Annotated in this window: 22 protein-coding genes; 12 read left to right on the top strand and 10 right to left on the bottom strand. The window is 63.1% G+C overall.

Annotated features, from left to right (window positions below; all coding sequences use genetic code 11):
• A partial coding sequence (locus tag KQ296_RS03335) for a sigma factor-like helix-turn-helix DNA-binding protein (protein ID WP_311133853.1) occupies positions 1-256 on the top strand: 256 nt, incomplete at its 5' end.
• Positions 257-271: 15 nt separating this feature from the next.
• Here the strand turns inward: KQ296_RS03335 and KQ296_RS03330 are convergent.
• The 4 genes from KQ296_RS03330 to KQ296_RS03315 are packed head-to-tail and all read right to left on the bottom strand — an operon-like array spanning position 272 to position 6,608.
• Positions 272-1,255 carry a hypothetical protein gene (locus KQ296_RS03330; RefSeq protein WP_011932088.1) on the bottom strand — a complete coding sequence of 328 codons (984 nt, stop codon included), beginning with the start codon at positions 1,253-1,255 and terminating at the stop codon, positions 272-274.
• Complete coding sequence (locus tag KQ296_RS03325; RefSeq protein ID WP_011932089.1) at positions 1,252-2,202, bottom strand: alpha/beta fold hydrolase; 951 nt, start codon at positions 2,200-2,202, stop codon at positions 1,252-1,254. Before KQ296_RS03325 ends, KQ296_RS03330 begins: the two co-directional genes overlap by 4 nt.
• A complete protein-coding gene (locus KQ296_RS03320) occupies positions 2,192-5,482 on the bottom strand; it encodes an efflux RND transporter permease subunit (protein WP_011932090.1) in 3,291 nt (1,096 codons plus the stop codon). Before KQ296_RS03320 ends, KQ296_RS03325 begins: the two co-directional genes overlap by 11 nt.
• 7 nt (positions 5,483-5,489) lie before the next feature.
• Positions 5,490-6,608, bottom strand: coding sequence for an efflux RND transporter periplasmic adaptor subunit (locus KQ296_RS03315; RefSeq protein ID WP_011932091.1), 1,119 nt, complete (start codon positions 6,606-6,608; stop codon positions 5,490-5,492).
• Positions 6,609-7,055: 447 nt separating this feature from the next.
• Between KQ296_RS03315 and KQ296_RS03310 the strand changes: the two genes are divergently transcribed.
• A complete protein-coding gene (locus KQ296_RS03310; RefSeq protein ID WP_011932093.1) occupies positions 7,056-7,283 on the top strand; it encodes a DUF2811 domain-containing protein in 228 nt (75 codons plus the stop codon).
• 6 nt (positions 7,284-7,289) lie between these two features.
• Here KQ296_RS03310 and KQ296_RS03305 read toward each other — a convergent pair whose 3' ends face one another.
• Complete coding sequence (locus KQ296_RS03305; RefSeq protein WP_011932094.1) at positions 7,290-7,814, bottom strand: hypothetical protein; 525 nt, start codon at positions 7,812-7,814, stop codon at positions 7,290-7,292.
• Between the two features lie 215 nt (positions 7,815-8,029).
• Positions 8,030-8,563 (bottom strand): MFS transporter, encoded by a 534-nt coding sequence (locus KQ296_RS03300; RefSeq protein ID WP_011932095.1) that lies wholly within the window; start codon positions 8,561-8,563, stop codon positions 8,030-8,032.
• Positions 8,564-8,623: 60 nt separating this feature from the next.
• On the opposite strand from KQ296_RS03300, the gene KQ296_RS03295 reads away from it, so the two are divergent.
• Together KQ296_RS03295 and mutT are read left to right on the top strand one after the other, a co-directional pair.
• On the top strand, positions 8,624-9,742 hold the full coding sequence (locus KQ296_RS03295) for a DUF819 family protein (RefSeq protein ID WP_011932096.1): 1,119 nt from the start codon (positions 8,624-8,626) through the stop codon (positions 9,740-9,742).
• Positions 9,742-10,869, top strand: coding sequence for an 8-oxo-dGTP diphosphatase MutT (mutT, locus tag KQ296_RS03290; RefSeq protein WP_011932097.1), 1,128 nt, complete (start codon positions 9,742-9,744; stop codon positions 10,867-10,869). Before KQ296_RS03295 ends, mutT begins: the two co-directional genes overlap by 1 nt.
• Here the strand turns inward: mutT and KQ296_RS03285 are convergent.
• Positions 10,853-12,436, bottom strand: coding sequence for a hypothetical protein (locus KQ296_RS03285; protein WP_011932098.1), 1,584 nt, complete (start codon positions 12,434-12,436; stop codon positions 10,853-10,855). The two genes, mutT and KQ296_RS03285, sit on opposite strands and share 17 nt — an antisense overlap.
• Positions 12,437-12,629: 193 nt before the next feature.
• On the opposite strand from KQ296_RS03285, the gene KQ296_RS03280 reads away from it, so the two are divergent.
• Both KQ296_RS03280 and xylB read left to right on the top strand, forming a co-directional pair.
• A complete protein-coding gene (locus KQ296_RS03280; RefSeq protein WP_011932099.1) occupies positions 12,630-13,658 on the top strand; it encodes a carbohydrate kinase in 1,029 nt (342 codons plus the stop codon).
• Positions 13,659-13,660: 2 nt separating this feature from the next.
• Entirely contained in the window at positions 13,661-15,166 is a 1,506-nt protein-coding gene (gene xylB / locus KQ296_RS03275) for a xylulokinase (protein ID WP_011932100.1), read from the top strand.
• On the opposite strand, the gene KQ296_RS03270 is transcribed toward xylB, so the two are convergent.
• Both KQ296_RS03270 and tsaE read right to left on the bottom strand, forming a co-directional pair.
• Positions 15,147-16,094, bottom strand: coding sequence for a carbohydrate kinase family protein (locus KQ296_RS03270; RefSeq protein ID WP_011932101.1), 948 nt, complete (start codon positions 16,092-16,094; stop codon positions 15,147-15,149). The genes xylB and KQ296_RS03270 overlap by 20 nt on opposite strands.
• Before the next feature lie 12 nt (positions 16,095-16,106).
• On the bottom strand, positions 16,107-16,643 hold the full coding sequence (gene tsaE / locus KQ296_RS03265) for a tRNA (adenosine(37)-N6)-threonylcarbamoyltransferase complex ATPase subunit type 1 TsaE (protein WP_050815869.1): 537 nt from the start codon (positions 16,641-16,643) through the stop codon (positions 16,107-16,109).
• 24 nt (positions 16,644-16,667) lie between these two features.
• On the opposite strand from tsaE, the gene ahcY reads away from it, so the two are divergent.
• Both ahcY and KQ296_RS03255 read left to right on the top strand, forming a co-directional pair.
• On the top strand, positions 16,668-18,098 hold the full coding sequence (ahcY, locus tag KQ296_RS03260) for an adenosylhomocysteinase (protein ID WP_011932103.1): 1,431 nt from the start codon (positions 16,668-16,670) through the stop codon (positions 18,096-18,098).
• A gap of 60 nt (positions 18,099-18,158) precedes the next feature.
• The gene (locus KQ296_RS03255) at positions 18,159-18,818 is read left to right on the top strand and encodes a DedA family protein (RefSeq protein ID WP_011932104.1); all 660 of its coding nucleotides are present in this window, start codon (positions 18,159-18,161) and stop codon (positions 18,816-18,818) included.
• Positions 18,819-18,826: 8 nt separating this feature from the next.
• Here the strand turns inward: KQ296_RS03255 and KQ296_RS03250 are convergent, their stop codons facing one another.
• Positions 18,827-19,225: a single-stranded DNA-binding protein gene (locus KQ296_RS03250; RefSeq protein WP_011932105.1), complete on the bottom strand. Its 399-nt coding sequence runs from the start codon at positions 19,223-19,225 to the stop codon at positions 18,827-18,829.
• Between the two features lie 152 nt (positions 19,226-19,377).
• Between KQ296_RS03250 and KQ296_RS03245 the strand changes: the two genes are divergently transcribed.
• From KQ296_RS03245 to KQ296_RS03230, 4 genes are read left to right on the top strand one after another with little or no spacing between them, the layout of a single operon-like run.
• A complete protein-coding gene (locus tag KQ296_RS03245) occupies positions 19,378-20,430 on the top strand; it encodes a rod shape-determining protein (RefSeq protein ID WP_011932106.1) in 1,053 nt (350 codons plus the stop codon).
• A 5-nt stretch (positions 20,431-20,435) separates the two neighbouring features.
• Positions 20,436-21,185, top strand: a complete 750-nt coding sequence (gene mreC / locus KQ296_RS03240; RefSeq protein WP_011932107.1) for a rod shape-determining protein MreC — start codon at positions 20,436-20,438, stop codon at positions 21,183-21,185.
• Between the two features lie 3 nt (positions 21,186-21,188).
• Entirely contained in the window at positions 21,189-21,692 is a 504-nt protein-coding gene (locus KQ296_RS03235) for a hypothetical protein (protein ID WP_041428327.1), read from the top strand.
• Entirely contained in the window at positions 21,689-23,002 is a 1,314-nt protein-coding gene (locus KQ296_RS03230; protein ID WP_011932109.1) for a sugar ABC transporter substrate-binding protein, read from the top strand. The genes KQ296_RS03235 and KQ296_RS03230 overlap by 4 nt, the downstream gene beginning before the upstream one ends.
• Positions 23,003-23,032 lie beyond the last annotated feature (30 nt).

The following is a 23,032-nucleotide window of genomic DNA, read 5'->3' as shown; positions in this document are numbered from 1 at the left end:
TGGCGAGCTGCCCAGTGAGCAGGTGGAAGGGGAGTGCCTGAAGGGTGATCTGCGCGATCTGCTGGGCCAGCTGCCGGAATTGCAGGAGCGTGTGCTGCGGATGCGTTACGGGATGGACGGTGAGGACCCGATGAGCCTCACAGGGATCGGCCGCGTGATCGGCATCAGCCGCGATCGGGTTCGCAACCTGGAGCGTGATGGTCTTGCCGGTCTGCGTCGCCTCAGCGATCAGGTGGAGGCCTACGTCGCCTGCTGATCGCGCATCAGACACTCACCTGAGATAGGAGACAGCCTGCGGATTGTCGATGTCGTAATCGATGATCGCTGCGGGCAATCCAACCAATGTGCTGCTGTCGTAGGCGGTGAAGTCTTCCACCCGTTTGAACAGGGGGAGCAGCACCCGCGCAAGGGCATTGGGGGCCCCATAGAAAAACGAGTGATGGCCCAATAGAAATTCGGTAGTGCCCGATCCTTCCTTTTGTTGCTGCTTTCTCAGAAAGTGCTGCAGAGCCAGTCGTTCTTCGGGGCTGAGGCCCGGATGGGCCGTCACGGGAAAGTCTTTTTGGGCGGCCAGCAAGCCGCAGTCGCTCCAGTTGAGCTGGCTTAGGGCGGCAATCAGACGCTCCCGTTCGCCGGAGAAATCGATGCAGGCCAGCTCTTGCTCCTCCAGTGCCATCACATCGCGGAAGCAGCGGTGTTGCAGCAATTTCCATTTCTGCCGGGCATCGTCGTGCACCACGATCGCCCCCAGCCGCACCTTGGCGTAGCGCTGCAGCAGCTGGAGATGGGCCGGTTGCCGGGCCAGGAAATGAAATAGAAACTGCGATCCGGTGCCGATGTAGTCATCCAGCACCACCAGGGCCCGACGGTCCTGGTTTGCCGGCGGATTGGCTAGCAGGGCGTCCATGCTGCGAAAGCAGGTCACTGGCAAGCGGTTGGCCTTGCGGTAGGCGTAGGCAATCAGATCACCGCTTTTGCACACGAAGGCGCGCGTGATGTCGATGTCTCGGAAGCTGGTCACATCAAAGCCATCGCCGGCCAGGTCTCGGCAGAGCCGTTGGTGCAGCAGCCGGCATTCCCGCAGCAGCCTGGCCCAGCTGTGCATCTCGATGCATTCCAGCAGCCGCAGGGCGATGCTCTGGTCGTCGGCTTCAAACTGGGTGAGCCAACGGTCGAGCGAGGGCCGGGGGATCTCCGCTTCGTTCCATTGGCTGGCCAGTTGATCCAGGCGGGCCTGTGTGCTGGTGTTGGTCATGCTGCCTGTGCTTTGAGAATCTCCAGCAAGCGGGCGTTCACTGCTTCCGGTGCTTCGTCGTGGGGGCAGTGCCCCACCCGGGGCAGCACTGTGAGCGACTGGATGCAGGCGAAGCGCTCAGCCCAATCCTGGGCTTCCGCCACCGGCTCCCAGGGATCCCGTTCGCCCCAGATCAGGTGCACCGGCTGCTCCAGGGTTGCCAGCAGCTCCGGAGCCAGATGGTCATCAAACAGGTTGATGAAGCCCCGAAAGGCTTCGGCGGCGCCGGGTCGCTGCGTTGGCTGGTACAGCAGGTCAACCAGTGCGTCGTCCACATTGGCGCCGCTGGGGTAGGCCTGGCCGAGCACGCTGCGGATCACCCGGGGCCTGGCGGCGTTGCGGAACAGGGCCGTGCTCAGCCAGCGTTGGCTCACCAGGGTTTTCAGCAACGGCCGGATCCAGGCCATCCAGGCCGGTTGGCTGGCCAGCTGCTTGTCATCCATCAGGCGCTGGGCGCAGTCGATCAGCACCACGCCCTGGCAGTGCGCCCCCAGCTGTTGGGCTGCGCGCAGCACCACCACCCCGCCGATGGAATTGCCCACCAGCAGCACCGGCCGCTGCACGATCTGCCGGCAGAAGGCTTCCACCTGCGCAGCCCAGAGATCAAAGCCATACACCAGCGCTTCATCGCTCGGTGTCGGGCGCTGGGCATCGGGATCACTGGGAAGCACGGCCTTGGGCTGGCTGCTGCCGCCGAAGCCGATCAGATCCAGGGCGAAGGTGGGGGTTTGTGTGGCCAGCGACGGCATGGTGTAGCGCCAGTGGCCGCTGCTGGCGCCGAAGCCATGCACCAGCACCACCGCCGGCGAGTCGCTGCTCTCTGGGTCCTGGCCCTGCTGGCGCCAGACCACGTCGAGACCGCGTCCATCGGGCTGCTCCCAGGTCCAGTGTTCGGGTTCAGCTGGCATTGGCAAGGGATCCATCCTCGTCGCCGCCCGTTGGCTTTCTGCCGAAGAGGCGTTCTTCCAGTCCTTTGATCACCACGTAGAAGGGCGGCACCACGCCGAGGGAGAGCACGGTGGCGACCACCAGTCCGCCGAAGATCACCGTGCCCAGCGATTGCTGGCTTTGGGCACCGGCGCCGTTGGCCACCACCAGCGGCAGGAAGCCCGCCAGGGCTGCGATCGCCGTCATCAGAATCGGCCGCAGTCTGGATTCGGCGGAGGCGATCACCGCATCGCTGGCACTCATGCCTTCGGCGAGGTGTTGCTCCGCCACTTCCACAATCAGGATGCCGTTTTTGGCTGCCAGGCCAATCAGGGTCACCAGACCCACCTGGGCGTAGATGTTGAGGTCGATCGAGCGGATCGCCAGGAAGGCGAGGGCCCCAAGCATCGCCAGGGGCACGGTCATCAAAATGATCACCGGGGTGACGTAGCTCTCGTACTGGGCCGACAGCACCAGATACACAATCAGAATGCCGAAGCCGAACACGAGCACGCTGGCGCTGCCGGCGGAGAGTTGCAGGGCGGCAAGGCCGGTGAAGGCATAGCCAATGTTGTTGAAGTTCTCCTTCTTGAACAGCGCCTGGATTGAACTCAGGGCCTGCCCGGAGCTCTTGCCCACCGCCTGGGCGCCCTGGATCAGCACCGTGCGGTAGAGGTTGTAATGGCTGATGATCGGCGGCGCGCTCGACAGTTCCGATGACGCGAACTGCGACACCTGGATCAGGTCGCCATCGCGGTTTTTCACGTAGTAGCTGAGGATGTTTTCAACGTCTTCGCGCTGTTCGGCATTGGCCTGCACGTACACATTGCGCACCTGGCCGTCCTCATAGGTGAGGCCCGTGTAGGAGCCACCCGCCAGCACGGCAATGGTGCTCATCGCATCCTCGTAATCCACATTCAGCGCTCCCATCACGGCGCGATCCACCTTGAGTCCGAAGGCCGGAGCACTGGGGATGAACTGGGTGTAGAGGTTCGAGAAGTCACCACTCGCCTTTCCAGCCTTGATCAGTGTCTGCGCCTGCTCATCGAGCTGGTTGAAGCTGTAGTTGCCGGTGAGATCGTTGAACTGGAAGTAGAAGCCACCCTGGGCGGAGAACCCCGGAACGGCCGGCGGCTGGCCCACAACGGCCAAAGCGCTGCTCAAGGCTGAGAGTTTGGCGTTGAGCCGATCGGCGATGGCAAAGGAACTGTTGGCCGCGCCCGGCCGCTCACGCAGGGGTTTCAGACCGATCAAGATCGTGCCCTGGTCGGGGCTGGAGCCGTTGAAGCCGTAACCACTGATCACACTGGTGTTGAGAACATCGCCCTCCTCGTTCACGATCGCTGCGATCTCCTTTGACACCCGTTGGGTTTCGCTCAGCGACGCACCGTTCTGCAACTGGAAAAAGCCCGCCAGGTATCCCTGGTCTTCATCGGGGATGAAGGCGGAGGGCAGGGCCGTGAAGGCCAGCAGCGTGAGCACGATGCCGCCAGCCAGGGTCACCATCACCCAACGTCTGGCCTGGATCAGCGTGCGAATCAGCCGGGAATAATTGTTTTGCAGCCGGGCGAAGTTGGCGTTAAATACCCGGAAGATCAAAGCGAGATTCGCCCCTGCCAAGCCGCCCACCACCACGCCGAGCACGTAGGTCCAGTTGCCGAAGGCTGCTGCGCTGAAACGCCCGAAGGCCAGACCAACAATCACGCCGGCCACTGGCCAGATCCAGCCTTTCGGTGGTGCGGTCTGTCCCGGTTTGAGGATCAGGCCCGACAACATGGGCGAGAACGTGAGCGCGTTGAACGCGGAGATCGCGATCGAGAAGGCGATCGTGAGCGCGAACTGCTGATAAATGATGCCGATGCTTCCGGGATAGAACGCCACCGGAACAAACACCGCCATCAGCACCAGGGCCGTGGCCACAAGGGCGCCGAACAGCTCTCCCATGCAGGCCAGAGCAGCCTGCCGCGGCTTCATGCCCGATTCGATGTTCTTCGACACCGCTTCAATCACCACGATGGCGTCGTCCACCACCAAACCGGTGGCCAGCACGAGGCCCAGCAGGGTGAGCTGGTTGATGGAAAAACCGAACATCTTGATGAAGGCGAAGGTGCCCACCAGGGAAATGGGGATCGCCAGGCTGGGCACCACCGTGGCGCGCCAGTTCTGCAGAAAGAGGAAGAGGATCAGCAGCACCAGCACGATCGCCAGGCCGAGGGCATCCACCACGCCCTCCACGGACGATTCGATGAATTGGCCGATGTTGTACACCTGCGACACGGTCACCCCAGGTGGAGCCGTGGCTGCAAAGGCGTCCATCTGTTTCACCACCGCATCCGCCACATCGAGGGCATTGCTTTCCGGGGTCTGAAACACCGCCACAGACACCGCATCGTGGCTGTTGCGATCCACGGACGCGGATGAGTAGTTGTTGAAGCCGTATTGCACCTCGCCCACATCTTTGAGCAGCAGAAGATTGCCTGTCTCGGTGCGGCTGATGATCAGATTCTCAAAGTCTTCCAGGCTGAGAAGATTGCCGTTGTCCTGCACCAGCAATGGGTAGGTGTAGGCCTGATCACCGGCTGCAGGCGGGCCCCCCACAAGGCCGCCGATCGCTGTTGTGTTCTGAGCCTTCACCGCATCCACCACCTGGTTGGCGGTGAGATTGTTGGCGGCCAGTTTGTCGGGGTCGATGAACAGCCAGTAGGCGGGAGTGGTACCCCCGAGGATGTTCACGTTGGCGACGCCCGGTACCCGTTCCAGAGGGTAATAGAGCTGTTGGTACACCAGGCCGTTGAGATAGGCCGAGTCGAATTGTCCTTCGGTTGAGGACACCTCGTAGGCCAGCAGGATGGAGGGGGTCGACTGCTGTACGGAGACACCCGTGTCTGATACCTGGCTGGGAAGCTGGGGCATCGCCAGGGACACGCGGTTCTGCACGTTCACCTGGTCGATGTCGATGTCGGTGGTCTCGTCGAAGTAGACCGAAATGATGCTCTGCCCCTCCATGTTGCTGGTGGAGTAGATGTAAGAAGCACCCGGTGCACCGTTGATCTGCTGCTCGAGCGGATTGGTCACGGCCTGCTCGGTGACCAGGGAATTGGCGCCGCTGTAGTTGGCGGTGACCTGGATCAGGGGCGGGGCGATGTTGGGAAGATTGGCGATCGGCAGCGTCGGGATCGCGATCAGTCCCATCAGCACGATCAAGATGCTGCAAACCGTGGTGAGAACCGGCCGCTTGATGAAGTTGTCGGAGAAGGCCATGGGACGGTCAGTTCACGCTCTTCACAGGAATGCCATTGCTGAGCAAGGCTGTTTTGCTCACAACCACGGTGTCGCCCTTGTTCAGACCTGATTTCAAGGGATAGAAATTGTTCTGCAATTCACCCAGTTCCACTGCTCGTTGCACCACGATTTGAGTGCTGGGAGGAAGGCTCTCCAGTTTTTTCTTCTGCTTCTCCGGCACGGATGCGGAGGCTTTGATCTTTGGCAGCGCTTTGCTCACCGGAACCGTGACGTACACGAAGGGTTGCTGCGCCTGCATGAACACGGCCTGCACCGGCACAGCCAGAGATTGTTTGTTTCCCACAATGATCTGGCTCTTCACAAACTGACCGGTCTTCAGTTCGTTGGTGAGATTGGGAAAGGTGGCTTTCACCATCAAGGCATTGGGAGAGCCGGAGCTACCACTGATGCCGAAATAGGGAGAGATAAAGCTCACCGTTCCTTCGCCGGTGATCGGCGGGTCGGTCTGCGAGGACACTTTCACCGTTTGGCCGATCTTCACCGCACCCGACTGGGTCGCCGGGATCTGCATCAGCGTCCAGAGAGTGGAGTTGTTCACGATGCCAGTGATCGCCTGGCCGGTTTGCACGTAATCCCCGAGCTTCACGCTGTCGAGGTCGCCGACCACGCCATCGATCGGTGAACGCACGTATTTGTAGCCGAGGGTGGCGGCATCGGCGAGGGCCTGGTCGCGGGATGCGATCGCCTGGGTGACGTACTGATCGCGTTGCTTGGCGGAAGCAGCGCCATTTTGATAAAGAAACTCGTAGCGCTCGGCGTTGAGCTTGTCGGTGCGGGCCTGCGCCTTGGCTGAATCGAGCGCCGCACTTTGCTGCACGTTGTCGAGCACGAGGATCGGTTGCCCGGCCTTCACGCGCTCACCGTCGCTGGCCAGCACCTTCACTACGCGACCATCGGTTTCAGGTCGCAGCGACACCGTGGTTGTGGACTCCAGCACGCTGATCGCTTCGATGCTGGGCTGGAAGTTGGCTTCGGCGATGCGTGCGGTTTTCACACTGAGCAGCTTTGGCGCCTGAGGCTTGGGCTTGCCACACCCAGCGAGCAACGTTGCAGCCGTGAGGGTCAGCGCCAGGGTTCGCTGCACAGTGAGGAGATCGCTCTGAGCGGAACCTACTGGTTTTTGGCTGGGCCGTCGGGGGTTGTGTTGAAGCTTCAGCAGGCGCTGGGTGATGGGACTTGCTCGTCGGTTGCGCTGGATTGATCAGCAGCAGTGAACAAACGGCGACTCCACGCCAAACACCACGTTTTTCACAGCTTTTCCACAGGCTTGTTGGTACGGATCGTCGGCCTGATGCGGCCTTGCTCGGCTGGACGGGGAAAAGCCTCTTTCCTCTTGACGGTGGGACGGGGGATGGCTAGGTGCTGTGATCCTTGACACAGTCTGGGTTTCTCGAGTCAGTGTTTGCAGGGCTTCTCGAAGGACGGGGGAGTTAGGGCGGAATCGTTCCGGCTTTTTGACATCACTGCAGGCGCTGTGGCGTGATGGTTGGGTTGACAGCCAAAGCCTGAGTTGCACGAGACGCCTGATGCGATGCCGGTCCACGTGAGTGTGGAAAACCAGATGCCCGAGGATTTGCATCGCGCCATGGGGGTGTTCATCGAGGAGCACCCCCAGTGGGACCAGTACCGGCTGGTGCAGTCCGCCATTGCTGGCTTCCTGTTTCAGCAGGGTTGTAAGGACCGTGCCGTGGTGCGCCATTACCTCGGTGGCTTGTTCCGCCGCGACACCAGTTCCCATCGGGTTGAGCCCTCCTGCTGAGATGGCTCAGAAGACACATGGGTTTCGTCCCTTTGCTTGCCAGAGCGCCCAGCAGGTTGCTGCCGCAAAGGGAAGGGGGTACAGAGCAATCACTCCATCGGGAATGTTTTGATCCACCATCCAGGTGGCGATCAACGGTGCTGTTCCTCCGCAAAGCGCCACGGATGTGGAGTATGCGACTGAAAAGACTCCGCAGCGTTGCTCCTGCGGTGCGATGGTCACCCCCAATAACCCTTGGCTGCCCAGGATCACCATCAGTGCCGGAGTCGCCAGGCTCAGTGCGATGAGCAGCGAGAGCGGCGAACCCTGCAAGCCGATGGCGAGGGCCGGCAGGGAGGTGGCCACCATGGCCGCGGTGCCTAGGCCGTTGATCCGGATGATCCCGTAGCGATCCACCAGCCACCCAGAGAGCGTCGTGATTCCAAGACCGATCAGCTGGACTGCGCTTGTGATCGTTCGTGCTGCCACGCCGTCGGCTGGCGACTGGCTGCTATGGATCACAAGAAACACGTACAACAGGTAGTACACCACATTGCTGGTGCAGACCAGGCCATCACCTGAACCAGAAGGCGACGGTGCTTGGCAAGGTTCTGAAGCTGAGAGCTCAATGCCTGAACCCAGTCGCGCGCCTGGATGGCGGTTTCAGTGTGGGCCGGGAGCTCCAGGGTTTCTGGGAGCCGATGCTGCATCCAGAAGCTCAGGACCAGTAAAGAGCTGCCCATCAGGAACGGCAGCCTCCAGCCCCATTACATCAACGCCTGTTCTCCAAGCAGTGCGCTGCAGCCAGCTACAACCAGCGAGGCCAGTGCAATTCCGATTTGGGCGCCGCTGCTCGTGAAGCTGCACATCAGGCCGCGGCGACTCGCGGATGTCAGTTCGGCAGTGAAGGCAATGCTGCCCGTGTATTCCCCTCCAACTGAAAACCCCTGCACCATGCGCAGCAGCACAAGCAACACCGTCGCTGTTTCCCCCCACTGCAATCGCGTCGGCAGGAGGCCGATCAGCAGACTGCTCCCTCCCATGAGCGTCAGGCTGAGCAGAAGCATCCGCCGGCGTCCATAAAGATCCGCCAGTGGGCCAAGCACCAGGCTTCCGATGGGTCGCATCAGAAATCCCACCGCAAACACAGCGAAGGAGCTCAACAGAGCTGCCGAATTGGACTTGGAGGGAAAAAAGGCGTCGCCTAAAGCTTGCGCGAGATATCCGTAAATGGCGAAGTCGTACCACTCGAGCAGGTTCCCCAGGAGAGGGAGTGTTGTTCGGGCCTGGGTTGGTGGCAAGGTGATGGCGTCGTTGATGGTGCGCTGTCACGTTGACATCGGGACTGAGCCGCGTGAGTCATGACCCAGGTCAATGCATTGCTTCTGTCTTGGATTGGCATCGCCGGGCTGACGGCCCTGGGTTGGTGGTTGTCGCGCCGATGGATTTGGGGTCAGAGGCTGGGCGTCACCATGCTGGTGCTCCTGCTCGGTGTGGCGGTCCGCAATGGCCTCGGCTGGCAGCCGGACGCGCGGGTTTCGGGTTGGATCAGCGGTCCACTGACGTCGTTGGCGATCGCTGAGCTGCTGCTCGCGATCAGGCTGAAAACTTTGTTGCTGCGGGCCCGGCCGCTGTTGCTCCTCTTTGGCGTTGTTGTGCTGGCCACCGTGGTGGGCGTGGTGGTGGGTGCCGTTGCACTGGCGCAACCCCTCGGCGATCAGCGCTCCGTGCTCATGGGCCTTTACACCGCCACGTTTTCCGGTGGCAGCCTCAACCTTGTGGCGGTGGGGCGGATTTTGAATCCGCCGGATGCGTTGCTGGCCTTGGCCACAGCCGCTGATCAGATTGTGTTCACGCTCTGGTTCGCGCTGAGCATGGGCCTTGGCCGCAGGGATCGCCTGAAGACGTCGCTGCCTACGCCGCCGCCGTTGGCACTCTCGCCGCCAACCACACAGGCCCAGCCAGCAGGGCGTGACTGGCTGTTGGCGATGCTCTGGGGTTTGGCCGCTGTTGGGCTGAGCCATGGACTCAGCCAGGGACTGGTGTGGATCGGGGTCGGCGTGCCGTTCATCCTCGTGCTCACCACGGTGGCTGTGTTGGCAGCGCAGTTGCCAGGGCCGAGGACGCGCCGATCCTGTCCAGGGCTTGGCCAGTTCTTGATCCAACCGTTTTTTGTGGTGGTGGGGTTGAGCACCCCCCTGGCCGGTGTGTTCAGCGAGGGCCTCTGGATTCTTGTCTACGCCGCCATCGTGGTGGGCACGCACGCTGTGGTGGTGCTGGCGCTGGCGCGCTGCCGAGTGCCGATGGCCGAGATGCTGGTGGCGTCCCAAGCGGCGATCGGTGGTCCGAGCACGGCCCTGGCCTTGGCCACCAGCCTCGAACGGGATGATCTCGCCGTGCCCGGGGTGGCCCTTGGGCTTCTGGGGTACGCCATCGGCACCTACCTCGGCGTGGTGATGGCGGCTCCGGGTTGGTTCTGATGGATCCATATGCACGCGCTCTGCTCTCTTGGTGGCAGGCCCATGGCCGCCGGGATCCGCAGCAGAAACCCTGGATGGTGACGGCGGATCAAACCTGGCCACGGCCTGATGAGGTGTTGTCTCCCTATGGCATCTGGATTGCTGAGGTGATGCTGCAACAGACCCAGCTTCAGGTGGTGCTTCCTTACTGGACGCGCTGGATGGAACGCTTTCCTCGGTTCGAAGATCTGGCCGAAGCGGAGGAACAGGCTGTGCTCCTGAGTTGGCAGGGGCTGGGGTATTACTCCCGGGCGAGGCGCTTGAAGGTGGCCGCTGGAGTGCTGATGGCGATGGGGGCGGGTGGCGCCGAACCCAGGGGTTGGCCGAGCGATCTTGAACCTTGGTTGGCCTTGCCGGGAATTGGCCGCAGCACCGCTGGAGGCATCCTCTCGTCGGCCTTCAACAGTCCTTTGGCGATTCTGGATGGCAACGTGCGGCGCGTGCTCGCTCGGCTCCAGGCCCATCCCACGCCGCCGATGCGGGCTCAGGCGCAGTTCTGGCTGTGGAGCGAGGCGTTGATCGCGGCCGCACCTGGTCGCGCGCGCGATTGCAACCAGGCGCTGATGGATCTGGGGGCCACGCTTTGCACGCCCCGCAATCCCAGTTGCCCGAGGTGCCCCTGGCGTGACCACTGCGCTGCTTACGCTGCCGGCACCCCCGAGGCCTATCCCGTGACCGATGCACCCCGCAGCCTTCCGTTCTCCGTGATCGGTGTGGGTGTGGTGCTCAATCAGGCGGGCGAGGTGCTGATTGATCAGCGCCTCAACGAGGGTCTGCTCGGTGGGCTCTGGGAATTCCCGGGGGGGAAGCAGGAGCCTGGCGAAGCCATCACCGACACCATTGCCCGGGAGCTCCAGGAGGAGCTGGCGATTGACGTGGCCGTGGATCAGGAGCTGATCACCGTCGACCACGCTTACAGCCACAAGAAGTTGCGCTTCATCGTGCACCTCTGCCGCTGGCTGTCGGGTGAACCCCAGCCCCTGGCCAGTCAGCAGGTGCGCTGGGTGAAGCCCGAGGAGCTCGGCAACTTTCCCTTCCCGGCGGCCAATGCCCGCATCATCGAGGCCCTGCTCAAGAGTCTTGGGTGAGGGCGTCGGGTTTTGGCTGAGGCTCACTGCGGAACTTCAGAATCGTTGTGGGCCGTTTGCCCTCATTGGGAATCGTGGTCACGGTGGATTCGCTAACTGTCCAGTTGAGATTGCTGGGGGAGTGAACATTGAGTTTTTGTTGCACCCAGTCCCTGCACTCGTTGGGGTCGTTGTTGCGACGCCTGAGACAGTAGAAATCGGCTGGTTGCCCACTCAGGATCTGGTTGGCGAAGGCTTGATGTTGAGCCCGCGACGCGGGGTCGAATGTGGAGCGCCCCGAAACGGTTGGGATTGGTCTGTTCTGTTCAAGGGAGTAGGCATAGAGAGCCCAGCTGAGGCCAAAATTTCCGCCGATCGCTGACGATTGCAGCTCGTTTTGTTCGAGATAGTCGAACACCGGCTGAACACGTCGGATTTCTGTGTAGGCCATCAGTGGTGGCGCGATTGGGCGGGCCTGCAGACTCAAGCCTGTGATCAGTGCAGCGCTGCCCAGGGCGCCGAGGGCGATCTGCATGAGCCGTTGGGATTGGGGATTGTGATTGATCCAGTTTTGAACGGCCGTTGCTAGATCACCTGTGGTTTTTATGCAGGCCGTGATCGCTAATAAATAAATCGGGAAGAAGTAGCGAAGGGGGTATCCAAAGGCCTGTACCCACACCGATGCGGCGATAAGCAGGAGAGAAGCGGTATTCAGGGTGATCGCCCAGCCCACCATGGTTCCTGAATCAGTGTTTGCTTCGGAACTCATGCTGTGGCTGATCAAGGGGCTCTCCCAGGCCCAGCAAGCCACCGCGTAGATGATCATGAGGCCAAACGCTATCAGTGCGAAAGTTTGGTCGTCATAGGATTTGAGAAGGCGCTCCCAGGCAACTGCCAATCCGTCTGGGATTTGACCAGGATTCAACGACAAGGGTGTTGCAACAACGTTCATGCGTTGGCGATAGATTTGCTGAATCCATCGCGTGGCAAGGATGGTGCCAATCAACAATCCAAGCCATTCTGCTGCTGACGCGATGGAGCGACGTCGTTGTTCGCGTCGGCAGAGAATGATGGACGAAAGTGGCAGGGTTAGTGCCAGAAAGCCTGATAAAGGATTTAACAATAGAGCCGTCAATGTCAGGCTGATTTGGCCCGCGATGAGCTTCAGACGTTGCTTTATTTTCAGTGGTAAGACGTACGCCGCCAGTACAGCCAATGTTGAGACGGCATAGGGCTGGGCTTGTTTGGCGAAAACATACAGTTGTTTCTCTGGAATCCACTGCCCCAGGATTGCCATGGTGGCGATGAAAGCGATCAGACGTGTGGATCGGCGGGCATGCATCAAGCCGCAAATGATGAACACCAGGCCTGAGAAATAAGCCGCTTGCACCGCGGTGTAGGCATAGATCGCGGTGGCGATGTTTCGAAACGGGGAGATCAGCAGAGCGGTGAGGTTGGCGAGTCGGTCTTGATCCCAGAAGAAGAGCGTGAGGTTGTGCAAGCCAGCCAGGGTGCCAACAATGATGTCGGCGTCAGTACGGCCGGGTCTGGCGATGGACGCGATGTAGTACGCCCCGAGACCAATCATCAGTATCTGGATCAGGATCCATAAGCCGCTTAATCGTTGCGTTGGTTGGATCCGTTCCGTCGTCATGGCCCGGACTGCATCGGTAAGAACGAGAAGTGTCTCACCGTTGATTCAGGCGATTGGTTTCCTGTGAAGGAATCAACTGACGGTGTGGTGATCCCTGGCCACCCTGCAGAAATCTGCAGCACAGTTGATGGTGAATTCGTCTCCGCAAGTGCTTTGCGTGGGAGAAGCCTTGGTGGATCGCCTCGGCCCCCTGGGCGGGGATCCGGCCACGGCGGCGCCCGGTGAATGCGACGACCGCCTTGGCGGTGCACCGGCCAACGTGGCCTGTGCGCTGGCCCGGTTGGGAACCTCTGTGGCCTTCATCGGCCGCTTGGGTCGCGATGCGATCGGTGACAGCTTTCTGGAGCTGCTGAACGATCGCGGCGTGGATCTGCGCGGGTTGCAGCACGACGATGAGCGCCCTACACGGGTGGTGCTGGTGCGCCGCGATGCCAGTGGTGAACGGGTGTTTCAAGGTTTTGCCGGCGATCGTGGTGCCGGTTTCGCCGACCAGTCCCTGGATCAGGCTGCCCTGGATCCGCATTGGCCAGCGTTGGCGGAACGGGCGCGCTGGCTGCTGATCGGCACCATCCCGCTGGCCAGTGCCCCATCGGCGGCGGCCCTGCGATCGCTGCTGGCGCAGGCCGAGCGCGATGGCGTGCGGGTGGCGTTGGACGTGAACTGGCGCCCCACCTTTTGGGATGCTGGCGCCGATCCTGCCGCTGGACCCGATGCCCAGGCGCTTGCGCTGATGCAGCCCCTGGTGCAGCAGGCCGATCTGCTCAAGCTCGCCCGGGAAGAAGCGGAGTGGCTGTTTCACACCAGCACGCCTGATCAGATCAGTGCGGCCCTGCCTCGGCGTCCGGATGTGGTGGTCACCGATGGCGGTGACCCCGTGCGCTGGTGCATCGCTGGTCACTGCGGTGCGATGCCGGTGCTGGCCCCGCCTCAGGTGGTGGACACCACGGGCGCTGGTGATGCCTTCACCGCCGGTCTGTTGCATCAATTGGTGTCCCTGGCGCCGCTGGAAGGTCAGCCCCAGACGCTGGATGCAGCAGGGGTGCAGGCGGTGGTGCGCTATGCCGCCGCCTGCGGTGCCCTGGTCTGCGCTGGTGCCGGTGGAATTGATCCCCAGCCCCTGCCGTCCCGGGTGCTGGGATTCCTGGAGCAGGTGTAGCCATGGCCGTTCTGGGCATTGATCTGGGCACCAGTGCCACAAAGGCGCTGGTGGTGGATGCCGCTGGGACGGTGTGCGCGGTGGGGCATGGCGACCATCGCCCGCTGGTGCCGCGGGCGGGATGGAGCGAGCAGGACCCGGAGGATTGGTGGCGCAGCACCCTCCAGGCCGTGGCTGCGGCTCTTGCGGAGGCCCGTTGCGATCCCGGCGCGATCGACGCGGTTGGTCTCGCCGGACAGATGCACGGACTGGTGGCTCTCGATGCCCAGGGCGAATGCATCCGACCGGCCCAGCTCTGGAATGACGGGCGCTGTGAACCCCAGTGCCGCGCTGTGGAAGAGCACCTCGGACTGGCGCATCTGCTCGCCTGCACCGGAAATCGCATGCTACCCGGGTTCACGGCCCCCAAGTTGCTGTGGATGCGCGAGCACGAACCCGAGGCCTTTGCACGCATCGCCACAGTGCTGCTCCCCAAGGACTGGATCCGGTTTCGGCTCACCGGAACGATGGGCACCGATGTGTCTGATGCCAGTGGCACAGCTGTGTTTGATTGCGCCCAACGGCGCTGGTCGGATGCGCTGCTCGCCGACCTCCAACTGCCGAGATCCTGGTGGCCTGAGGCCGTGGAGAGTGCGGCGGTGGTGGGCCAGGTGTCAGCGCAGGCCTCAGCATTGATCGGCCTTCGGCCGGGCACCCCCGTGGTGGCGGGTGCGGGCGATCAGGCGGCGGCCGCTCTCGGCTGTGGGTTGGTGCAGGAGGGCTCAGCTGGTGCTGTGCTTGGAACCAGTGGTGTGGTGGCTGCACCGATGCAACGCTGGCGCAGTGCAGAGGAGGGGCGGCTCCATGCCTTCTGCCATGCCGCCCCCGGCACCTGGTTCCTGATGGGGGTAATGCTCAGCGGTGCGGGCAGCCTCGATTGGTTCCGGCGTTCAATCACGCCGGACCTCCGTGATGACGATGCGTTTGAGCACATTGAGGCCATGGCGGCCGGCATTGCAGCCGGTGCCGAGGATCTGTTTTTCCTGCCCTATCTCTCCGGTGAGCGCACCCCCCATGCCGATGCCAGTGCCAGGGGGTGTTTCATCGGCCTGGATCAGCGCCATGACCGTCGTCATCTCGCCCGGGCTGTGCTGGAGGGGGTGACCCACGGGTTGAGCGATTGCTTTGGTCTTCTGCGGGAGGCCGGTCTGGATCCCCGCTGCGTGCATTTGTCTGGAGGTGGCGTGCGCAGCGCGCTCTGGCGCCAGCTCTGCGCCGATCTCTTGGGCTGCCCGGTGGCGCTCACCGCCACGGTGGATGCCACGGCCTACGGCGCGGCCCTGCTGGCCGCGGTGGGTGCAGGCGCGTTCGCCAGCGTGGGCGACGCCTGTGAAGCCTGGGTGACCGTTGCTCCGCCGTTGGTCCCGGGACCCGAGGCGGAGTGCCTGCAGGAACGTCATGCCGTTTACAAGCAGCTCTACCCCGCGCTCAAACCCGTGTTCGCGCAGCTCAGCAGCGCTCAACCGTGATCGCGTGGCGTTCCATGAACTGAAGGGCCTCGTCGCGGTTGAACACGCTGCCGGTGGCTGATGTGCTGCGCACGCAGCTGGCGCCGAGGGCGCTTCCCCAGCGCAGGCAAGTGGGCAGGTCATGCCCCTGGAGCAGGGCGGCGATGAAGCCAGCATCAAAGGCATCGCCGGCGCCGGTGCCCCCCTGGTAGTCGGTGTCGTAAGCGCCGACGCGCAGTTTCATCTGTGCGTTCACCAGATGGGCGCCCCGATCTCCCTCCGTGATCACCACGGTGCGGGCGCCGGCGGCGCGAAAGGCGTCGGCTTGCTCCCAGGGATCGCTGACGCCTGTGAGCACAGCGGCTTCGTCGTTGTTGGGGAGAAAAACATCGGTGTACGGAAGAAACCGTTGCAGGCGCTCCATGGCATCGGCATCGTCCACCTGCACCACATCCAGAAGGATGCGGGTGCCAGCCTCCCTGGCCCGGGCCAGACGCTGGAGCATGGCGTCGCTCTCGAGGCCGTCCAGCATTAGAAATCCGCCGATGTAAAGCACGCTGGCCGACTCCAGCAGCCCCTCCGGAATCGCCGCCGCGCTCATGGCCGTGTTGGCGCCGGCATAGGAAATGAAGCGCCGGTCCTGATCGCGCACGTTGATCACCGCGGTGGAGGCCGTGGCCACGGCCGCCGAGCGCACCACCCCGCGGGTGTCCACCCCCGCAGCATTCAGGGTTGCAACGATGAAGTCGGCGAGCACGTCGTCGCCAACGCAACCGCTGATCCCGGTGCTCACGCCCAGCCTGGCCAGATCGAAGGCGGTGTTGGCGGCGCAGCCCCCCAGGCTGAGCTCCATGCGTTCGGTTTCCATCAGCTGCCCTTGCTCGGGCAGCGAAGGCACCGGGTGGCACACCAGATCAGCGCACAGCAAGCCGAGGCAGAGGCAGTCCACGGGCGGGGTTGATCACGGCAGCTCGGATCTTGACATCTCCACGCCTGCTGGGGATGGAGGCAGGTTTGGCCCTCTCAGCACGGCCAGACGCCCACCCTCTGGCCGGTGCGTCAGCTGCAGGGACCAAGCCTCCGGCAACGCCAGGCTGAGGCGTTCCGGCCACTCCACCACCAGCAGCGCACCCAGGCTCCGGGCTTCCTCCTCTTCCTGGAGAAAGAGGTCGTCGGCCGCGGCAGCCAGCTCCAGCCGGTAGAGATCGAGATGCACCAGGGGTGGCTGCCCCTGGGGGTAGTGCTGCGAGAGGGCAAAGGTGGGACTGGTGATCGGTTCTTCAATGCCGAGGGCCAAGGCCATGCCCTGCACCAGCGACGTTTTGCCGGCTCCGAGCTCTCCGTTCAACAGCAGCAGAGCGGGTCGCGCCGTCTCAGTGACCAGCCACTGCCCGAGGGCGCGTGTCGCCTCGAGATCCTTCAAGGTCCAGGTCCGATCGGTAGATTGCGCCACACGCGAGCCCGAAGCCTCGGAGACTCCGCAGAGATTCCCGTTCACATTCTCCCCTGGGAGCGTTTCAACATGGTGGCAACACCCTCGGCTACGACCGGCCTTCAGGTCGCACAGGACTACGTCATCGCGGACATCAATCAGGCGGAGTTCGGCCGCAAGGAGCTCGACATCGCCGAGACCGAGATGCCTGGCCTGATGGCCCTGCGTGAGAAGTACGGCACGGAGAAACCCCTGAAGGGGGCCCGCATCGCCGGCTCCCTGCACATGACCATTCAGACTGCCTGTCTGATCGAGACCCTGGTGGAGCTGGGCGCTGAAGTGCGCTGGGCGTCCTGCAACATCTTCTCCACCCAGGATCACGCGGCTGCCGCCATGGCTGCCCGTGACATCCCCGTGTTTGCGGTGAAGGGCGAGACCCTGGAGGAGTACTGGGAGTACACCCACCGCATCCTCGAGTGGGGCGATGGTGGCTCACCCAACATGATCCTGGATGACGGCGGCGATGCCACCGGCCTGGTGATGCTGGGCAGCAAGGCCGAGCAGGACATCACCGTTCTCGACAACCCCGGCAATGAGGAAGAGACGTTCCTGTTTGCTTCGATCAAGAAGAAGCTGGCCCAGGACCCCACTTTCTATTCCCGCACCAAGGCCCAGATCCAGGGCGTGACCGAGGAGACCACCACGGGTGTGGCCCGTCTCTACAAGATGCAGAAGAGCGGCGAACTGCCCTTCCCCGCCATCAACGTGAACGACTCGGTCACCAAGAGCAAGTTCGACAACCTCTACGGCTGCCGCGAGTCGCTGGTGGACAGCATCAAGCGCGCCACCGATGTGATGGTGGCTGGCAAGCAGGCTCTGGTGATGGGCTACGGCGATGTGGGCAAGGGTTCAGCCCAGTCCCTGCGTGGTCTCGGCGCCACCGTGTGCATCGCTGAAGTGGATCCGATCTGCGCCCTGCAGGCGGCCATGGAGGGCTACCGCGTGGTCCGTCTGGAAGACGTGGTGGAAGACATGGACATCTTCGTGACCGCCACCGGCAACTACCAGGTGATCCGCAACGAGCACCTGCTGAAGATGAAGGACGAAGCGATCGTCTGCAACATCGGCCACTTCGACAACGAAATCGATGTCGCCTCCCTCAAGGACTACGAGTGGGAGAACATCAAGCCCCAGGTGGACCACATCACCCTGCCCAGCGGCAACCGGATCATCCTGTTGGCCGAAGGCCGTCTGGTGAACCTCGGCTGCGCCACCGGTCACCCCAGCTTCGTGATGAGCAACTCCTTCACCAACCAGGTGCTGGCTCAGATCGAACTGTTTACCAAGGGCAACGAGTACGGCAAAGAGGTGTATGTGCTGCCCAAGCACCTCGATGAGATGGTGGCCCGTCTGCACCTCGATCGCATCGGCGCCAAGCTCACCGAGCTGAGCAAGGATCAGGCCGATTACATCAACGTGCCGGTGGAGGGTCCCTTCAAGCCCGACCACTACCGCTACTGATCCTTCTGATCAGCAGCCAGCGTTCCCCATGGAAGACTTGCGCGATCGTGCGCAAGCTCCATGGGGCTCTCTGAATTCGTCACCCAGTTGCCGGAATGGATCGGTCAGGCCGTTGCCGCCAATCCCTGGGCTGGGTATGGAGCGATCTTTGCGGCCATGTTCCTTGAGAACCTGTTTCCGCCCATCCCTTCCGAATTGATCATGCCCCTGGGGGGCTTTTACGTGCAGCAGGGCCAGCTGCAATTCATTCCGGTGGTGCTGGCCGGCCTCTTCGGCACCGTGATCGGTGCGCTCCCTTGGTACGGCATCGGCAGGCTGATCAACGAGGAGCGCATCGAGCAGTGGCTCGGGCGCCACGGCCGCTGGATCGGCATCAGCCCGGAGGAACTGGCCCGCAGCCGGCGCTGGTTCAGCCGTTACGGCACCGCTCTGGTGTTCTGGGGACGCCTGGTTCCCGGTATCCGCACCTTGATTTCCGTGCCGGCAGGGATTGAGTTGATGCCGCTCACGCCCTTCCTGATCTGGACCACGGCCGGCAGTTTGATCTGGACCCTGTTGCTCACCATCGCCGGCATGGTGCTGGGCGAGGGCTACAGCAACGTGGAGCTCTGGATCGATCCGGTCAGCAAGTTGATCAAGGTGCTGCTGGTGATTGCGGTGATCGCCGGCGGCATCTGGCTTGGCCTCAGGGTCTGGCGGCGCCGCAACGCCGCCGATTGAACCGAGCCTCAGAACGGAACGTCTTCATCGCTGGCGCTGCCGCCGCCGAAGTTGCCGCCGCCTGCAAAGGCTCCAGCGGCGGCTTCGCTGTCACGCTTGGAGCCGAGCAGCTCGAGTCGGTCCACCCGCACCACGGGTTTGCTGCGCTCCTCGCCGCTGTTGCGATCGGTCCAGCGATCGAGCTTGAAGCTGCCAATGATCCCCAGAAGGGATCCTTTCTTCACGTAGTCGGCGGCCACCTGGGCCTGCTTGCCCCAGATCTCCAGATTGAACCAGTCGGGCTCATCGTCGCGGCTGCGGCGATTCACAGCGATGGTGAGGTTGGCGACCATGCTGCCCGATTCGAAATAACGGACTTCGGGGTCGCGACCGGCACGGCCGACCAGGGTCACGGAATTGACTCCCATTGAATCTCTCCTGTTAGTGGGTCAATGATGCGCCACGGATGTCAGAACTGACGGTTGTCGTGGCTGCTTTCAAGGAGTTCCACCTTCATCGGCGGATGTAACAGATGGGCTTGAAAACTGCCTCTATGATTCGCCGAACCAAGTCTCAGCCAGTGCTCTTCCGTCGCTTCCAACTCTCCCGCGACATCGGCATCGACCTCGGCACCGCCAACACCCTGATTTATGTGTCAGGCAAGGGCATCGTGCTGCAGGAACCCTCCGTAGTGGCCCTCGATCTCGAGCGCGGTGCCACCCTTGCCGTGGGCGATGAAGCCAAGCTGATGCTTGGGCGTACCCCGGGCAATATTCGGGCCGTGCGTCCGCTGCGCGACGGCGTGATCGCCGACTTCGACGCCGCTGAGCAGATGCTCAAAACCTTCATCCAAAAGGGCAATGAGGGCCGCGGCATCGTGGCCCCTCGGCTGGTGGTCGGCATTCCCAGCGGAGTGACCGGGGTGGAGCGCCGCGCCGTTCGCGAGGCGGGTCTGGCTGGTGCTCGCGAAGTGCATCTGATCGACGAGCCGGTGGCGGCCGCGATCGGCGCCGGGCTGCCGGTGACTGAGCCCGTTGGCACCATGATCGTGGACATCGGCGGTGGCACCACCGAAGTGGCTGTGCTCAGCCTGGGCGGCACCGTGCTGAGCGAGTCGGTGCGCGTGGCAGGCGATGAGATCAGTGATTCCATCGGCGTTTACCTCAAGAAGGTGCACAACCTGGTGGTGGGTGAACGCACCGCTGAAGAGATCAAGATCCGGATCGGCTCGGCCTTCCCCGACAACGAGTTTGATCAAACCGTGATGGACGTGCGCGGCCTGCATCTGTTGTCCGGTCTGCCCCGCACTATTCAGTTGCAGGCCGGTGATCTGCGCGAGGCCATCGCCGAACCGCTGAATGTGATCGTGGAAGCGGTGAAGCGCACCCTGGAGCGCACCCCTCCCGAGCTTGCCGCTGACATCGTGGATCGCGGCATCATGCTGGCCGGCGGTGGTGCACTGGTGCGCGGCATCAGCGACCTGATCAGCCATGAAACCGGCATCTTCACCCACATTGCCGAAGAGCCCCTGCTCTGCGTGGTGAAGGGCTGCGGGCAGGTGCTGGAGGATTACAAGCGTCTGCAGCGCGTGCTGGATACCCCTGAATTCGTGCGCGCCGCCGCTGCCGTCTGATCGTCATGGGGTTGTCCCAGCGGCCCCAGGGGTCGCGACTGCGCTCCTTTCAGCGGCTGTGGCCTTGGGTCATCCTCCTGGCGGTCCTCGGGCTGGTGCGCCTGAGCAAAGGCGCCGGGTTCGCGGATGCGTTTGCTCTGCTCAGCCGGCCCTTCTGGCCGGGGTCGGCGCAGCGGGAGTGGGTGCAGTCCGCCGTTCGCCAGAACGACGTCTCCCGATTGGAGTTGCTCGAGCAGGACAATGCGCGCCTGCGCGGCCTGCTTGAGCTCGATCAGCTCTCCGCAGGTGATCGGGTGCAGGCGGCGGTGATTTCGCGCACGCCATCGGGCTGGTGGCAGCAACTGGAGCTTGGGAAAGGCTCCTTCGCTGGCATTGCCAAGGATGATGCGGTGATTGGCCCTGGAGGGTTGATCGGTCGCGTTCAGAGTGTGACGCCGTCCACCAGTCGGGTGCGTTTGTTGACGGCACCGGGCAGTCGCATCGGCGTCTGGTTGCCGCGAACCCGTCAGCACGGCCTGCTGGCAGGTCTGGGCACAGCCCGTCCCCAGCTGCAGTTTCTCGACAAAGACGTGCAGGTGCAGCCCGGTGATCTGGTCAGCACATCCCCGGCCAGCACGTTGCTTCCTCCCAATCTGCCGGTGGCCGTGGTGCAGACCGTCAATCTCCGCGGCGTTCCCGCGCCGACGGCCCTGGTGCAGTTGATTGCGCCGCCCGATGCCATCGACTGGGTGCAGGTGCAGGTGCAGGTGCGCTGACCCATGGCTCGCTTGCACCGTCAACCGATCTGCGTGGCCTCAGCCCTCCTGGTGCCTCTGCTCCAACTGGTTGCTCCGTCCTGGCTTGCGCTGGATGGGGTCGGCCCCAGCTGGGCGATGCTCTGGTTGCTGCCCTGGGCCCTTGTGGATGGTCCGGTGTCTGGAGGGATTGCGGGGGCGGCGCTCGGTTTAGTGCTCGACGGCCTCAGCCTCGGTGATGTCAGCCAGGTGCCTGCGCTGGTGCTGATGGGATGGTGGTGGGGCCGCATCGGCCGACGCGGTGCACCGATCCAGCGCAGTCTCAGCCTTGGCTTGCTCGCTTGGATCGGCACCTTGGTGCTGGGTTTGAGCCTCTGGGTGCAGCTGCTGGTGTTGGCTTCGTCTGCGCCGATGCTTCAGGCCTGGGCCCTGCACACCACCCTGGCGCAAGCCTTGATCACTGGACTGTTGGCGCCAATGGTCGGATCCTGGCAACTGCTCCTCTGGCGACGCCGCGCACCTGCATGACTTTCAAGCAACGACGGCGAACGCGGCGATGGCTGGTGGGCCTCGCTCTCGCAGGGGTGGCGACCCTCGGCTGGGGATGCGGCCGGCCGGCGCCGCCGGAGGGAACCCTGCAGCTCTGGACGTTGGCGCTGGCTCCCAAATTCAACACGTACATGAATTCGGTGATCAAGGCCTGGGAGGGCGATCACCCTGATGTGCCGGTGCGTTGGACCGATGTGCTCTGGGGACAGGTGGAACGCAAGCTGCTGGCGTCGGTGTTCGCGCGCACGGCCCCGGATGTGGTGAATCTCAATCCCCTCTTTGCCGCCAGCCTGGCCAGCAAGGGAGGGCTCGCGGATCTCACGCCGCTGTTGCCCGATGGTGCTGCAGAGCGCTATCTGCCGTCGGTTTGGACGGCAGCCCGGGATCCAGAAGCCGGGCAGATCGCGATTCCCTGGTATCTCACGGTGCGTCTGAGCCTGGTGAACCGCGACCTGCTGCGCGAGGCCGGTCTGGAGCAGGCACCTGAGCGTTGGGAAGACGTTCCCGCCTATGCCCGCGCCATCCGCGAGCGCACCGGGCGCTATGGACTGTTCGTCACCGTGGTGCCGGATGACTCCGCTGAGTTGTTGGAGTCGATGGTGCAGATGGGTGTGACCCTGCTGGATGACCGTCAGCGGGCGGCCTTCAACACCCCGGCTGGCCGCAAGGCCTTCGCGTTCTGGACGGATCTTTACCGGGAGGGGCTGCTGCCGAGGGAAGTGGTGAGCCAGGGGCAGGGGCGGGCGATCGAGCTTTACCAGAGCGGGGAGCTGGCGCTGCTGGCCACTGGCGCGAAATCCCTTGGCAACATCCAAACCAATGCCCCCGGGGTGGCGGCGGTCACCCTGCTGCAACCGCCGCTGACCGGTGCCGACGGAACAGCCAATGTGGCGCTGATGACCCTGGCGGTGCCGCGCCAGAGCGATCACGCCCAGGAGGCCGTTGAGTTGGCCCTGTTTCTCACCAATGGGTCCAACCAGGCGCGCTTCGCTCGGGAGGGACTGGTGCTGCCCTCTTCACGCCAGGCCCTGGCGCAAATACGGGCTGAGCTGGAAGCCGAACAACCGTCCAGCGCTGACGCGGTGCAGACCCGGGATGCTCTGCTGATGTCGGCCAAGATCCTCAATCGCGCCCGGGTGTTGGTGCCGTCGACCCCGGGGGTGAAACGGCTGCAGAGCATTGTTTACACCCAGCTCCAGCGCGCGATGCTCGGTCAGATCAGCAGCGATCAGGCCCTGCTGGAAGCCGAGCAGCAATGGAATCGTTATGCCAGCTCCCGTTGGCCCTGAGGGGTTGTTGCGAGATCCTTAAAACAAACC

The sequence above is a fragment of the Synechococcus sp. CS-197 genome (assembly GCF_025128215.1).
Classification (GTDB): Bacteria; Cyanobacteriota; Cyanobacteriia; order PCC-6307; family Cyanobiaceae; genus Synechococcus_C.
The sequence above is the reverse complement of the archived record's forward strand: the minus strand, read 5'-3'. Positions and strand labels throughout refer to the sequence as shown.

Bases quoted from the DNA above. Each gene is read 5' to 3' on its own strand.
- KQ296_RS03330 (WP_011932088.1), bottom strand. From the start codon at position 1,255: ATGACCAACACCAGCACACAGGCCCGCCTGGATCAACTGGCCAGCCAA.
- KQ296_RS03230 (WP_011932109.1), top strand. From the start codon at position 21,689: ATGACTTTCAAGCAACGACGGCGAACGCGGCGATGGCTGGTGGGCCTC.
- mreC (WP_011932107.1), top strand. From the start codon at position 20,436: ATGGGGTTGTCCCAGCGGCCCCAGGGGTCGCGACTGCGCTCCTTTCAG.
- KQ296_RS03280 (WP_011932099.1), top strand. From the start codon at position 12,630: ATGGTGAATTCGTCTCCGCAAGTGCTTTGCGTGGGAGAAGCCTTGGTG.
- KQ296_RS03255 (WP_011932104.1), top strand. From the start codon at position 18,159: ATGGGGCTCTCTGAATTCGTCACCCAGTTGCCGGAATGGATCGGTCAG.
- KQ296_RS03235 (WP_041428327.1), top strand. From the start codon at position 21,189: ATGGCTCGCTTGCACCGTCAACCGATCTGCGTGGCCTCAGCCCTCCTG.
- KQ296_RS03320 (WP_011932090.1), bottom strand. From the start codon at position 5,482: ATGGCCTTCTCCGACAACTTCATCAAGCGGCCGGTTCTCACCACGGTT.
- KQ296_RS03325 (WP_011932089.1), bottom strand. From the start codon at position 2,202: ATGCCAGCTGAACCCGAACACTGGACCTGGGAGCAGCCCGATGGACGC.
- KQ296_RS03250 (WP_011932105.1), bottom strand. From the start codon at position 19,225: ATGGGAGTCAATTCCGTGACCCTGGTCGGCCGTGCCGGTCGCGACCCC.
- KQ296_RS03310 (WP_011932093.1), top strand. From the start codon at position 7,056: ATGCCGGTCCACGTGAGTGTGGAAAACCAGATGCCCGAGGATTTGCAT.
- KQ296_RS03295 (WP_011932096.1), top strand. From the start codon at position 8,624: ATGACCCAGGTCAATGCATTGCTTCTGTCTTGGATTGGCATCGCCGGG.
- xylB (WP_011932100.1), top strand. From the start codon at position 13,661: ATGGCCGTTCTGGGCATTGATCTGGGCACCAGTGCCACAAAGGCGCTG.
- KQ296_RS03285 (WP_011932098.1), bottom strand. From the start codon at position 12,436: ATGATTGGTCTCGGGGCGTACTACATCGCGTCCATCGCCAGACCCGGC.
- ahcY (WP_011932103.1), top strand. From the start codon at position 16,668: ATGGTGGCAACACCCTCGGCTACGACCGGCCTTCAGGTCGCACAGGAC.
- mutT (WP_011932097.1), top strand. From the start codon at position 9,742: ATGGATCCATATGCACGCGCTCTGCTCTCTTGGTGGCAGGCCCATGGC.